At 61.5% G+C, this 12,636-nt stretch carries 17 protein-coding genes; 10 read left to right on the forward strand and 7 right to left on the reverse strand.

Features of this window, described 5'->3' with window-relative positions; genetic code table 11:
- Position 1: 1 nt before the first annotated feature.
- A complete protein-coding gene (locus tag BM175_RS22860; RefSeq protein ID WP_175526946.1) occupies positions 2-640 on the reverse strand; it encodes a hypothetical protein in 639 nt (212 codons plus the stop codon).
- Between the two features lie 273 nt (positions 641-913).
- Here BM175_RS22860 and BM175_RS20360 point away from each other — a divergent pair, with 273 nt between their 5' ends.
- Positions 914-1,324 (forward strand): hypothetical protein, encoded by a 411-nt coding sequence (locus BM175_RS20360; RefSeq protein WP_090966389.1) that lies wholly within the window; start codon positions 914-916, stop codon positions 1,322-1,324.
- 125 nt (positions 1,325-1,449) lie between these two features.
- Positions 1,450-1,929 carry a hypothetical protein gene (locus BM175_RS20365; protein ID WP_139224734.1) on the forward strand — a complete coding sequence of 160 codons (480 nt, stop codon included), beginning with the start codon at positions 1,450-1,452 and terminating at the stop codon, positions 1,927-1,929.
- Positions 1,930-2,362: 433 nt separating this feature from the next.
- Here the strand turns inward: BM175_RS20365 and BM175_RS22865 are convergent, their stop codons facing one another.
- Positions 2,363-2,716: a DUF2958 domain-containing protein gene (locus tag BM175_RS22865; RefSeq protein WP_175526947.1), complete on the reverse strand. Its 354-nt coding sequence runs from the start codon at positions 2,714-2,716 to the stop codon at positions 2,363-2,365.
- Positions 2,717-2,999: 283 nt separating this feature from the next.
- Between BM175_RS22865 and BM175_RS20375 the strand changes: the two genes are divergently transcribed.
- The 8 genes from BM175_RS20375 (at position 3,000) to BM175_RS20410 (ending at position 8,649) form a co-directional block, all read left to right on the forward strand.
- Positions 3,000-3,497: a hypothetical protein gene (locus tag BM175_RS20375; RefSeq protein ID WP_090966394.1), complete on the forward strand. Its 498-nt coding sequence runs from the start codon at positions 3,000-3,002 to the stop codon at positions 3,495-3,497.
- Positions 3,498-4,019: 522 nt separating this feature from the next.
- Positions 4,020-4,325: a helix-turn-helix domain-containing protein gene (locus tag BM175_RS20380; protein WP_090966396.1), complete on the forward strand. Its 306-nt coding sequence runs from the start codon at positions 4,020-4,022 to the stop codon at positions 4,323-4,325.
- Positions 4,315-5,202: a reverse transcriptase family protein gene (locus BM175_RS20385; protein ID WP_090966398.1), complete on the forward strand. Its 888-nt coding sequence runs from the start codon at positions 4,315-4,317 to the stop codon at positions 5,200-5,202. Before BM175_RS20380 ends, BM175_RS20385 begins: the two co-directional genes overlap by 11 nt.
- Positions 5,203-5,301: 99 nt before the next feature.
- Positions 5,302-5,739, forward strand: a complete 438-nt coding sequence (locus BM175_RS20390) for a LexA family protein (protein WP_090966400.1) — start codon at positions 5,302-5,304, stop codon at positions 5,737-5,739.
- The gene (locus BM175_RS20395) at positions 5,736-7,013 is read left to right on the forward strand and encodes a Y-family DNA polymerase (protein ID WP_090966403.1); all 1,278 of its coding nucleotides are present in this window, start codon (positions 5,736-5,738) and stop codon (positions 7,011-7,013) included. Before BM175_RS20390 ends, BM175_RS20395 begins: the two co-directional genes overlap by 4 nt.
- 550 nt (positions 7,014-7,563) lie before the next feature.
- Positions 7,564-7,926 (forward strand): hypothetical protein, encoded by a 363-nt coding sequence (locus tag BM175_RS20400; protein ID WP_090966405.1) that lies wholly within the window; start codon positions 7,564-7,566, stop codon positions 7,924-7,926.
- A 120-nt stretch (positions 7,927-8,046) separates the two neighbouring features.
- Positions 8,047-8,313 (forward strand): AbrB/MazE/SpoVT family DNA-binding domain-containing protein, encoded by a 267-nt coding sequence (locus BM175_RS20405; RefSeq protein ID WP_139224735.1) that lies wholly within the window; start codon positions 8,047-8,049, stop codon positions 8,311-8,313.
- Between the two features lie 3 nt (positions 8,314-8,316).
- On the forward strand, positions 8,317-8,649 hold the full coding sequence (locus BM175_RS20410) for a type II toxin-antitoxin system PemK/MazF family toxin (protein ID WP_090966409.1): 333 nt from the start codon (positions 8,317-8,319) through the stop codon (positions 8,647-8,649).
- A 191-nt stretch (positions 8,650-8,840) separates the two neighbouring features.
- On the opposite strand, the gene BM175_RS20415 is transcribed toward BM175_RS20410, so the two are convergent.
- The 5 genes from BM175_RS20415 to BM175_RS20435 all read right to left on the reverse strand — a co-directional run.
- Positions 8,841-9,032 carry a hypothetical protein gene (locus tag BM175_RS20415; RefSeq protein ID WP_090966411.1) on the reverse strand — a complete coding sequence of 64 codons (192 nt, stop codon included), beginning with the start codon at positions 9,030-9,032 and terminating at the stop codon, positions 8,841-8,843.
- A gap of 186 nt (positions 9,033-9,218) precedes the next feature.
- On the reverse strand, positions 9,219-9,671 hold the full coding sequence (locus BM175_RS20420) for a hypothetical protein (RefSeq protein ID WP_090966416.1): 453 nt from the start codon (positions 9,669-9,671) through the stop codon (positions 9,219-9,221).
- An 11-nt stretch (positions 9,672-9,682) separates the two neighbouring features.
- Positions 9,683-10,432 carry a hypothetical protein gene (locus BM175_RS20425; protein ID WP_090966418.1) on the reverse strand — a complete coding sequence of 250 codons (750 nt, stop codon included), beginning with the start codon at positions 10,430-10,432 and terminating at the stop codon, positions 9,683-9,685.
- On the reverse strand, positions 10,429-11,400 hold the full coding sequence (locus BM175_RS20430) for a hypothetical protein (RefSeq protein WP_090966420.1): 972 nt from the start codon (positions 11,398-11,400) through the stop codon (positions 10,429-10,431). The genes BM175_RS20425 and BM175_RS20430 overlap by 4 nt, the downstream gene beginning before the upstream one ends.
- Before the next feature lie 2 nt (positions 11,401-11,402).
- The coding region (locus BM175_RS20435; protein WP_139224736.1) for a TraM recognition domain-containing protein at positions 11,403-12,636 on the reverse strand (1,234 nt) is incomplete at its 5' end.

Below are 12,636 nucleotides of genomic sequence, written 5' to 3' on the forward strand. Positions count from 1 at the left end.
ATCATTCCCTGACGAGGGCGATGCCCTGCGCGATCTCGCCCGAGATCCAGATCGGCTCGCGGACAGTAACGTAGAGAGCATTATCGCGAACTACGGCCGTTGCCCTGCCGGTGGCGGCGTAGGCATTGGCAAACTTCGTGGCGTTGTTATTGACCCAAGAGTAACGGTAGCCAACCTCGCGGCCCTTTGCCACGCAGTCGCCTGCAACGTGGGTGTAAAGCCACTTGTTTGCGGTCTTGGCGTTGGCATCCGTCCAGAGGAAGTCGAGCTTGACGGAAACGAGAAGGCCGGACTCGTACGAGCCGGGATCGAGCTTCACCACGTTGAACGAGCATTTCTTCTCGTACTCGACCTTGATCGCGTTCTCGGGAAACACGGGAACGGTCGGGTCTGCGGGTGTCGGTGTAGGAGGAACCGGCGTCGGCGTCGGCGTTGGTGTGGGCGTCACCGGAACCGGCTCGGGAGCCGGGGGCGGCGAGACTACGGGCACGACGGGCGGACGATAGTCCAGCCGGTAGTGAACTGCCCCTTCGGCGGCCTCTGCCTCTTTCGAGAAGACGGCCCACATCAGGAGGGCAGCGGCGGCGACGAAGACGGCGAACAGAATTTCGTTGAGTCTCAATTCCTGCTTCGGTGTCATGTGAGGAAGCCCCTTGGTTCCGCCCGGCGTCATGCCGGCGCGGGTTCGAAAACCCTCCAGAATATCACAGGTCGGACGCGTCGGGGGTCGCGCCTATCGTAACCGGGTTTTCGTAACTCATATGTAGCTGAAAACGCATCTGTCATCAAGTCATTACCCGATAGTTCCGTAAAGAAATGTTTTCGGAACTACCTCTTTGGATAGAGGTCGTTGTCGGCACGGCTTCCGCGTGCCACGCTCCGTAACCGGATCAGCAAGGAAGTCGGAGGGCCGATGGCCTCAACGGTGATGATGGCCCCTAATCCCAATCGCTCGATGGCGATCGATCGCGTCCTCGTGGTGGGCCGATCCGAGGATGGTTCGACGCTCCGCGTCTTGAGTATCGACGGGCTACAGTCGAGCGAGTGGGCGAAGAAGGAGTTCACCCGCTACTTCGTCGGCAACGCGACCTGGAACCTCGTTGCCCTTGTGGCACTGGTCGTGGGCGCGGCGGCCTCGTTCCTCTGGCAATGGTGGGCCTTCGTTCCGGCGCTTGTCGTCGCTGGCTGGGCTGGCTTCCGGGGGAAGAGCAGTGGTGGTGGTGCTGCTACACGCATTCTGGCGGATCATCCTTGGGCCTTGGAACGGTTCATTCGGGATGGCCTGGTTTGGGAAACGCCCGCTAACAAGGTTGTCTCGGCATAAAGCTTGGGATGCTCCGATATGCCCCGGAGCATTTTTAGCAAGATGTGGCATATCGAGGCGTTGATTAATGCTCCGATATGCTCCAAATTAGCTCCACTGACCCTCAAGGCAGATTGGAGCTAACGATGAAGGCAATTATTCTGGACGGCACCCCGGAGGAGATCCGCGCTGCCCTACCCGGCTACCTGGATGCGGCGTCCACGATCGTCCTTCCGAACGCGGTCCCGTCGCCTACCAAGGCGGCCACCAAGACCGCGACGAACGAGGACGAAGACGACTTCGATGTTTCCTACATCGAGAAGCAGACGGCCCGTCGCTACCTGAACCGCCGTATCCTGCACGATACCCAACGGACCATTCTGACGACCCTCGCCAAGGCCAGCCCGGAAATGGTGACGGCTCCCGAGCTTCAAGAGAAGCTTGGCATCTCGACCTCGCAGTTCGCAGGAATGATGGGTGCTATGGGCCGTCGCCTGACCAACACGCCCGGTTGGGTTGAGGGGGATTGCCTCTTCATCCAGGAGTGGGACACCGAAAAAGGGTACTACTGCTACGGTCTGCCGGACTCGGTGATCGAGGCCATGAAGGCAGAAAAGCTGATCTGAGGATAAGGAGCCGCCCCTGGGCGGCTCTTTTTCTTCATGGGTAATGACATGATGAGGTGTTGACACATGCGAGGAGCGGGATTAGGTAGAAGGCATCACCGGAAACGGTGAAGGCGTCGTTCCCCGCGTAAGCGGGGATGATCCGCTGCTCAACCGGATGGCAGTTTCCCCGCGTAAGTGGGGGTCAACCACTGTCAGCATAGGTAGGCAGTTTTCCCCGCGTCAGCGGGGGTCGCTCTATGTTCGAGGATGTAGAGAACGCTAGCAGTCCCAATACGGGATCAGGACAAAACGCATCGCCCCGGCGGTTCGGTTTTCCGAGTTAGCAGTCCCCTTGAGGGATTTCCCCGCGTAAGCGGGGGTCGAATTGGACTAGGCCCTGTCCCCGCAGGGCTCCGAGAAAGGGTCGCCCTCGGGCGGCCCTTCTTCGTTTCTAGCCGGTCTCGTGCTGGCGGATGGACTGGCCGATGTAGACGGACAGGGGGAACTCGGCCTGGAACGCTGCATCGAGGACCGCACCACGCGCCGCCAAGGCGGCGAGGTCGATGTGTCCGACTGCAAGGTTCCCGTCGCCCTGGTCAGCCAGCCCGTATCCGTGCCGGAGGTCGCCGGGTTGAAGCTCGGTGACGAGGAAGGCCGTCCCGGACGGATCGACGATCCGAAGGAGGGGACGCGGATCTGTACGCTCGGCGAAGACCAGCCGGCGTTGCGCGTTGCGGAGGAGGATGGTCCGGGTCTCGATGGAGACCGGAAATGGCACCGTCTCGCTCTCCCTATTCACCTTCATGTCCTCGATCCTTCCGTCTTCCTGGTCGCCCGATGCGACCGTTCCCAACCGGCTCGACGAGGGGAAAGTGACGGACTGCCTGCCTCGTCGAAGACGACGCTCGCGCCAGGGCATAGGCTGGACGGAAAGGCCCTCGTAGCCATCGGAAGGAACGGGGTAGGGCTCCCGGATCGAAGGAGATCGGACAGCCAGGCGAAGGGCTTGGAGGGCGTTTTTGCCACTTTCCGGATCATGCGGTTCCTTTGTTTCGATGCTCCCAGGGGGGAGCCAACCGGAGTCCGTCATGAAGACGCTCGCCACCGCCTTCGCCGCCCTCGCCCTGTCCGCCGCCCCGGTCTCGGCCGCCTCGCTCGGCGATCGGCTCCTCGATGCCAGGGACGCCCTCGATCACGTCCAGACGGCGCAGGACGCCATGAACACCGCCATCCGGATCGTCCGGCTCCGGAAGGAGATCGCGGCTCTGCCGGGGCTCTGCGAGAACGTCCGTCACATCGACCAGAACAACGTTCTGGCGACCGACTTCCCGCTGTTCTCGTGCTGCGCTGCCATTCCCGAAGGCGGGATCGGGGCGGGCGTCGCCTGGCTCGGTCTGCAAATGTCCTGGCTTCCTGGAACGAACGCCTGGAAGCTCTCCCGGATGCAGGAAGCGGCGGTGGAAGAGATCCGCGACCTGATCGAGGACAAGGCCGGCAAGGCGACGATCGGCGAGCAACTGACGATCGTCGGGGCCAACCTCGCGACCGCCTGTCATGCAGCGGTCATCCCATATGTGAAGGGATAAAAAAGTTCGCTATCAGCGAACAAAGTCCTTGAAGCTGTCGCCGGCATGGCCTATATCAACTGTGCGACCCGAGAGGGGATAGTCATCATCATCTGCGGCGCGAATGCCGCGTGGGGGGCCTCAAAACCCTCTAACTTATGGGCCGGCAGAAGGGACGACGCAGACGATGCGTCCCCCGAGCGACGGTTCGGGCGAGCCCCCGATGGCCGGGGGCTCGCCTTACAGGCAGGGTATACCGCTCGCGCCCCTACGACTTCACCGCGATGGCGCCAAGGCAATCCGGCCTTGGTGGTGAAGAAGGAGCGAAACGATGGAAACATCGGATCAAGTCGACCGTGAGCGGCGGCTGAATGAACGGAAGAAGGTTTCCTGGGCACGCCGGTTTATCCGGCCGAGGACTCTAAGGGTCGTGTTCGGGACAGGTGCAGCGATCCTGCGAGCGCTGTGGTGGCTGTGTAAGGTCATCGATTACTTCCGGGAGTAAGGCCGCCCTGTTTTGTAAGCCAACCAAAGAGGAGAGAAATGATAAACGAAGCCCTTCGGCTCATTCGTGTTTATCACGACATGAAGCAGATTGAGGCAGCGGAAAAGCTAGGTATCTCCAAGTCTTACATCTCGGAGATTGAGAAGGGACACAAAGTCCCGACTTTGGATCTCATCAACAAATACGCCACAACGTTTGACGTACCGTCTTCGTCGATCATGTTCTTCGCAGAGAGCCTGAACGAGGGAAAGACATACGGTCAAGCAAGAACGTTTGTCGCCTCGAAGATCATATCCCTTATGAAATTCCTGGAAGACAAATCGGGACGAGCTGATGTCTCCTAGCCGCTACCCGTTGCACCAGTCCCCATTCTACAAGCTCACGACCCGGAAAAGGCTCGCCACGATCCTTGGAACGGACACCGCGACGATCAAACGCCTCGCGAATGACGGCGATGGATTCTATCGGGAGTTCGACGTCACCAAAAAGAGCGGTGGAAAGCGTGGCGTCGAGGAGCCCAGCGCCGGTCTCAAGGACATTCAGAGCCGGATCGCTGGCAAGCTTTCACGGATCGCCCCCCCGGACTACCTTTTCTGTCCGGTAAAGGGGCGCTGCTACGTCTCGAACGCCAGTCAGCACCGTGGGAACCGCGTCGTTCGGTGCCTCGACGTTCGGCGGTACTTCCCCAGCACCTCCTTCGAACGCGTACTCTGGTTCTTCCGATCGGTGATGCTCTGCTCGGAGGACGTGGCATGGCATCTGGCGAAGATCGCGACCTACAAGGGACACCTTCCGACAGGTAGCCCTCTCAGCCCCATTATGGCGTATTATGCTCACTACGACGTGTGGGAAGCGATAAGCGCGATCTGCAAGGAGCATGGATACACACTGACCGTGTACATCGATGACGTTACGATCTCGGGTCACAACGTCTCGGCGGCGGTCGTGTGGTCGATCAAGAAAGCGATCCACCGCGCCGGTCTGCGGTATCACAAGGAGAAGGCGTACATCGACCGACCTTCGGAGATCACGGGTGTGATCGTGGACGGGGACAAGTTGACCGTTCCGAACCGCCAACTCCAAAAGCTCAATCGTGCTCGCAGAGACCTCAAGACGGCGGCGAACGCCGACGACCGGAAAACCCATCGGAACAAGGTGATGGGGTTGAGCAGTCAGATCGTGCAGGTTCAGAAGATCGCTCGGTCCCCCTCGGCGACCTGATCCGTCCACAGCGGATTTCCGTCCTCCCGGTTGCGCGGAACCTAGGCTTATGTTCCTGCTTTGTTCCTTCGGACGGATTCGGACGGGGGACATACAGGAATGCTCGCGAGGCTGACGATCGAGGCGGAAATCGTCGTTCCGCTCTTCCAGCACGGGCTATGCGCGGGCTTCCCGTCGCCTGCGGATGACTTCCTCGACGAGGCGATAGACCTGACACGGCTCCTGGTGCGGAACCCTCCGGCGACCTTCCTATGGAAGGTGGACGGTCACTCGATGCGTGACGCGGGGATCTACGACAAAGACCTCTTGATCGTCGATCGCAGCCTCGCGCCGCGTCATGGCGACGTGGTGGTGGCGACGGTCCACGGCGAGCGGAGCTTGAAGCGGCTGCACCTGGACGGCTCCCGGCCCCGCCTGTCGTTCGAAAACCGGGACATGCCGGCCTTCGAGCTACCGGAGATAGCCGAGATCGAGATCTGGGGTGTGGCGCTCTGCAACGTCCACTGGCTCCGCGTCCCGGCGTCGTCGAAACGATGACCGGGCGCATCCTTGCCCTGATCGACGGGAACTCGTTCTACTGCTCGTGCGAGCGGGTGTTCGATCCCAAGCTCGCGACCCGCCCGGTCATCGTCCTGTCGAACAACGACGGGTGCGCGGTAGCCCGGACCAGCGAGGCGAAGGCGCTTGGGATCAGGATGGGCGAGCCCTTCTTCAAGATCCGCGACCTGTGCCGCGACGAGGGCGTGGCGGTCTTCTCGTCGAACTACACGCTCTACGGCGACATGAGCGCCCGGATGAACGCGATCTATCGGGACTGGTCGCCGGACGTGGAGGTCTACTCGATCGACGAAAGCTTCCTCGACCTGACCGGCTTCGGCCGTCGGGATCTCGACGCCTACGCCCGCGATCTCCGATCGACGGTGCGCCAGTGGACGGGCATCCCGACATGCGTCGGCATCGGCCCGACGAAGACCCTAGCGAAGCTGGCGAACCACGTCGCCAAGAAGAACGGCGAGTTGGGGGGCGTCTGCGACCTGTCGGACGAGCGGACTCGTTCGGCCTGGCTGGACCGGATCGAGGTCGGCGAGGTTTGGGGGATCGGCGGGGCGTCCGAGGCGAAGCTCGTGGCGATCGGCGTCAGGACAGCGGGAGACCTATCGAGGCTCGATCCGCGCCTTGCCCGCAAGATGATGACCGTTGTCGGGGAAAGGACGGTCCACGAGCTTCGCGGCATCTCCTGCATGCCACTCGAACACGTCCCGCCACAACGGAAGGGCTGCGCGGTGACGCGCTCCTTCGGAACGCCCGTGACGACGCTCGCGGGGATGCTGGAAGCCGTGGCGGCTTATGCGACCCGCGCCGGGGAGAAGCTACGCCGGCACGGACTGGAGACCGCGCATCTCGCCGTCTTTATGCATACGAGCGAGTTCAACCCACGAGATCGGCCGTACTCGGCCGCGACGACGGTCCATCTGCCCGAGGCGTCGAACGACACGCTCGACCTCGTGAGAGCCGCCCAACGCGGGGCTCGGGCGATCTGGCGGGACGGGTTCCGGTACGCCAAGGCCGGGATCGTGATGAACGACTTGATCCCGACCGGGAGAGCGCCGCGTCCCCTGTTCGACGCCCGCGACCGCGAGCAATCGGATGCGCTCATGACGGCCATGGACGTTGTGAACGCGAGGTTCGGGCGCGGGACGATCGTCCCGGCTGCTGCCGGCATCAAGCGCGAGTGGCAGACGAAATTCGAGATGCGGTCGCCGAGGTATACGACGCGGGTAGCTGAAATCCCCCGCGTGTCGGCTGGGTGAGTGACCGCATACGCGGTCACTCGATGCTGAAAAGGTTCAAACGAATGGCAGAGCGCCGCAGATGGCGAGCGTTCCAAGAAGAATGAGGACCGCAAGGAAGAGGAATGATCCCGCGATAATCGCGGCTGTTCCTTCGGCTGCAAGTTCGACGTTTGAGAATGATTTGAATACGACCTTTAACATATTGATTTCCTTTATAAAATTTGATTCATGGCAAACTCGCTTCTGTTTCGGGTTCCATGCTGATGGGTGGGTTAAACTCCCATCATCAGTTAATTATACCGTAAAATCTTGCAATTGTCAATGTATAAATCTTTGAATCGTGAAAAAAGAGCAAGATATGCTTTTATTTTACGTCTTTTACTTGTCCGAGTCTCTCTCGGGAACAGGAAGGCTCTCGTGCCCTCGTCTTGTTGGATACGATCCAGCGACCGGTTTGCATCTTGTTCGACCATCGTAGGTTCGCCACGGTTTATGGCGTGGATCGCAGGAAACTCTCGCGTGACCACCGAATGACGGCTAGCGTCCGGCGGAAGCGGATGGAGGATTCATGGTCTCGCGCACGATTTCGAGGCTCATGATCGTCGGCGGCGTGCTCGGCATCTGCGGAGCCGGGCTCTGGTGGCGGGAGTTCTATTCCGAAGTCGGGCGGATGATCGGCTCTTCCGAGCTTCCCGTCGAATGCCTCTATAGGTTCGGTGGAACCTGCGAGCTGATTTCAGAGGCAGCGAGCCTCGTCACGTCGAGCGCCTACAAGCCCGGCCTTTTCTGGGTTTCAGCATCCGTACTCCTGGCCGGGATCATTCTGGAAGGCTTCCCGAATGGGGAGGGAAACGACGTGTATCTGACACGAGAACGGGATCGGGATTACCGCCCGCGAGAACGGGACGATCGAGAAGACCCGCATTTCTAACAGCGGATTTTTGGCTGAACGATCACCGCAAACACCAATGTGACAACGAATTTGACAACCACCCCTGACAACGAAAGCGACTAGTGCTACATTTCCGATACTTAGATATTGGAGGCAGAAATGGCCGTTGCGCATCTTCGCCGTTCGGGTGGATCACGGATCATGACAATGCCGGCGTCCGTGGTCGAGCGAGCCGAAAAGTCCGGTTTCATGCTCGATTCCGTGGACGTGGATTTTGATGAGTTGAGCAAGCGGATCGTCATCGTGTCGATCAAGCCCCGCTACAAGCTTGAGGATCTTCTGGCGCAATGCGATCCAGACGCTCCGCTGACGGCAGAGGAAGAGGCTTGGTTCGCGGATGGTCCGATGGGATCAGAGGAAATTTGACGAATGAAGCGGGGCGAAATCTGGCACGTTGACCTGAATCCGACCAAAGGCACGGAACAGGCCGGTAGAAGGTGGGTGTTGATCGTTTCGGCGGACGCCTTCAACCGGACCATGAAACGTCCGATTATCGCCCCGATCACCATCGGCGGGAATTTCTCCCGCAACGCCGGTTTCACCGTTTCACTAGCTGCATCCGGGCTCCAAACCTCGGGCGTTGTGCTCTGCGATCAAATCCGTTCCCTAGATCTGCGCGCTCGTGGCGGCACCTATGTCGAAGACGCCCCGGATTACATCATGGATGAAGTGCTCGCAAAAATCGCGACCTTCATGGAATAAAACGCGCTAGGAGCGCGTCCGTTTCTCCTTGGGCTCATAAGCCACGTTCCCCCCGCCAGCGCCGCCACGGCTGCGAAATGCGACAGACGGTAATCCGCCTCGCGGATCTCGGTCGTCGCCGTGGACCGAATGAAGCTTGCCATCCAGCATCAGGCAGGTCCGCTGGATAAGCGTGAAAGGAAAGGGGCGCATCAGCGCCCCTCCTCCTTCTCGTTCCGCTCGCGCAGGACGAGGCGTCCGGTAAGCGGGACGGCCGACAGGCTGATGTTGAAGCCCTTCCCGTCGCCATGCGCCCATGCGGCCCCGATGCGCGTCCAGAAGGCGTTGTCACCCTCACCCTCGACGACGAAAACTCCGTGGGTCGGCATGGTGTTCTTGCTCATTTCCCGTCTCCTCGCTGGTCGCCCGATGCGACCGTTCCGGGAGCCGTCAACGGCGGGAAAGGGAGGGACTAGCTGTCTGGTCGAAGGCCACGCTCGCGCCTGGACATAGGCGGTCCCGAACGCCCGCCGTAGGCATGAAACGGAAACGGGCTCGGGGGTCACATAGGGGAATAGGGGGAAGGAGGATCAGCCGAAGAAGCGGCCGAGTCCGGTCTTCGGGGGTGTGGCTTTCGACTCTGGTGCTGGGTCGGGCTGGGCGACCGGCGGGGGGAAGTCCTCGGGCACATGCCGGCGGCTTTCCTGCGGATGCGGCGAGTTCTGGCGAGCCATGGCAACGTCGAAGGTCGGAGCTATGACCGTCCGGAACAGGAGGTTTTCGGGCTCTCCGGTGTTGAGGGTCCGGCCCGTAGGCTGCAAGAGCGGACTGTCCGGATGGGCGGCTTCCAGGGCGCGCATACCGGCTTTGAGGCCCTCGGACGCAGCGATCGACACGCAAAGCTCGTGGATCGTCTCCCGAAGTTCCGTCTCCTTCTGCGCGAGGAGCCGACGAACCCGCGAGAGTTCGTCGGCGATGGCGTTGGCGTCCCCGCGCTCGCGGTTGATAAGGAGGGCTTCGCGGTGCGTGTATCCGAACGTCATCCGTCCCTCCTTTAGAAATCGAGATCGAGCTTCGGCTTCGCCGGGGCAGGGGCCTCGACCTGGACCGGCTGTGCAACAGGCGCGGGCAGGGGCTCCGGAGCCGGAAGAGGAGCCGGTGCCGGCGCGACGTTGACCACCACCGCGACCGACGACGAGGCGGCGGCCTGGGCAGTCGGGGCAGCGACGACAGGCGCAGGAGCCGGCGGAACGACTGCCACCACGGGGGCGGGCTCGGGAGCCTCGGCGGGGATCGTCGCCGAACCGATGATCGTCTCGGCCTGCGAGGTCCAGCGCTGATAGTCCCAATCCCCTTCATCCGGGGTGTAGGCCATGCGGGCGAGTTGATCCGGGCGACCCGTGAAATCAAGGTCCGTGGGTGGTACGTTGCGGTTAACCTCGCAACGAGCGTCCTTCCTCCACCTGGGCTCGATGCCGCGCATCGTGAGACGGTCTCCGTCGAGCCTGCCCACAACGTCGAATTCCGCCGGCTTGCACCCCTGACGGAAAAGGCGGCTGGTCGCCGAGATAGAGCCGTCCGGGGCGAGGATACCGGTCACAAGCGTAGTGCCGGAGCGTATCCCCGCCTCGCGAAGCCCCTGACGGGGCTCCTCGTACCGGATCGTCAGATTGAGCCCCTGAACTTCGCCGATCATGAGCGACCCGTTGTGCATCAGCATGACCATGCGGTGATGCTCGTCCTGCTGCGCCATGGCGCTGGACGAGGCCAGGACGGCGAGGGCGACGACGGCGGAACGGATCATCGGCTCAACTCCTGGCCGCGCTCGCGGCCTTCCTCGGGGGTGCGGTTCAAGGAAGCGCGCATCTGCTCGATGCGTTCGGCCTTGGCTTGCTCTTCCTTCTGCTGCTCGCGGGCAACGGCGGGATCTTCCCGGACGATCTGACGCTCGATCTTCCTGGCCTCGGCTTTGTGCGGAGACTGCTCGATCTTCTTTTCCAGCTTCGTCGCCGCCTCGGTCGCCTGCCGACCCTTCTCCATGAAATCGAGGGCTTCGGGCATGTTTCCCTGCTTGCTCGACATCTCCGCGTTCTGGAACGCCATGCGCACATTGTAGAGATGGCGGTCGTGAGCCCGCATGTCCGTCAGCGTCTGCGCGAGCCCTTCATTGCCAACGCTGTCGGCGCGCTCGGCATGCTCACGGAGCATCGCGTCCTTGTAGCGTGCGGATGCTAAGGGCTCGACTTGGGGACGCTCGTAGTTGTCCCGGCTGACCACATTTTCGTTGTAAAGGTAGTGCTCGTCCGGGGTCATTTCATCCCAATCGCCCTTCGGACGAACAGGACCGGTATCGCCGAAAAGCTCCTCCCGAGCGCGGTCATACTCGCGCTCATAGACGAAGGCCATGTTGAGACGTTCCTTCTCACGAGCCTCGATCTGCGCGTCGTACTCCTTCACGTTGTCATGGCAGCCGGCGGCCATGGCAGCGTTCTTGCGAGCTGACGCAAGGAGGTCTGCGCGCTCCTTGCTGTCCTCGGGCGCCCCATGTGCGGCGTCCTGGTCCAGTCCGGCTTGATACATCGCCTTTTCCTGAAGGATCGCATCTTTGAACTTCAGGACGGACAAGCCGTCCTGTGCCTTGATCGCGTCCTTCTGCTGGCTCGTGAAAAGCTCGATGTTCGCCTTGAACCGCCGTTCCCGGCCCTCCCATAGATCGGGGCCCGGACTCGTGCCGATCGCATAGGTGCTCTGATAATCTGCAATCTTCTGCATGGTCACAGACTCCGAAGGTCAAGAATATCGGCGCGGTCGATACCGGCTCGGTAGATCATGGCGAAGGCAAAACCCTGCCCCTGCCGAAGTTCATCATGCCTGATTTTGGGCTGATTAGACAGTGAACCGGTCAAAGCTTCGCGGGATTTGTCTTCTGCACGCCAAGCACTTGCCTGCTTCGATGAAAGAATTGCTTCCTTATTCTGTGTAAATTTAGGGGTAAAACGCTCGTCGCGTCCAACGGGGCGCTGCATACGCGGATGATCGAGCCCCGCACCGGAAACCGGCAGGGGGAAGGCCGGGACGACCTTGGCGGCCTGCTCGGGATAGGCGGCTTCGCGCACCGCATGGGTCGCATAGAAGCCGTCGTCGGGCTCGAAACCCTGCGGGAGATCCCCGGCGAGCTTCGTGATGTATTCGATGGTCGCAATCTCGCCCGTCGAAAGGACAATCTTGTTCCGGAGCAAATTCAGGATGTTAGCGGTCTGCTCGTCGCCGATCGCCTGCTCAAGAGCCGCGACGGACTGCGTTGCCGCCAGAAGGAAGAGGCCGGTTTCGCGGGCGATGTTCCAGAAGGTGGTGTCGCTGTCCTGGCCCGCCGTGACGAGCATCTGATACTCGTCGGCGACCAAGGCGACCGACGTATTCCGGCAAGCCTCGGGGTCCGTGACAAGGCGACGTTTGGCGAGGACCATGAGCCTCTGTTTGAGCCACGTCGAGACCACGCGACCGGCGGTCCCATACTCGGTGTCACCGACCGCGATCATGACCACGCCGCCGGCAAGGGCGTGGTCAACGTCCACGGATCGGGCGAACGTGCCATCGGCAAAGCGGGCGCTCAACTCGCCGGCTCCCGCCAGCTTGCCGAGCACGGCGTTGACGTTCGCGACGACGCCGGATTTTGTCTGCGCCGCCATCGCGCCCCACGTCTCGACGAGCCACGCGACGGAGGGCTGAACGACCTCGATCCGGAGGAGCGTCGGACCTCCCGTCCCTTCGATCGCCAGGGCCTCGGCCTGCCAGGAAAGAAGGGCTTCGAGCGCCGCCTTTTGAACGGCCTCGTCGGTCGCCAGCCTCAAGAGACCCGACAGGGAATAGGGGCGGGGGGAGTATGCGTCCGACCAGTGTTCGGACAGATACTCGTCGCGGCCTTCCAGGATCGCGGCGATGGTCGCCGCGTGCATGATTAGAAGACTGGCACTCTCGGTCCAGAACTCGTCTTTTCCGCTGGAACCG

It is taken from the genome of Aureimonas phyllosphaerae (assembly GCF_900113065.1).
GTDB lineage: Bacteria > Pseudomonadota > Alphaproteobacteria > Rhizobiales > Rhizobiaceae > Aureimonas > Aureimonas phyllosphaerae.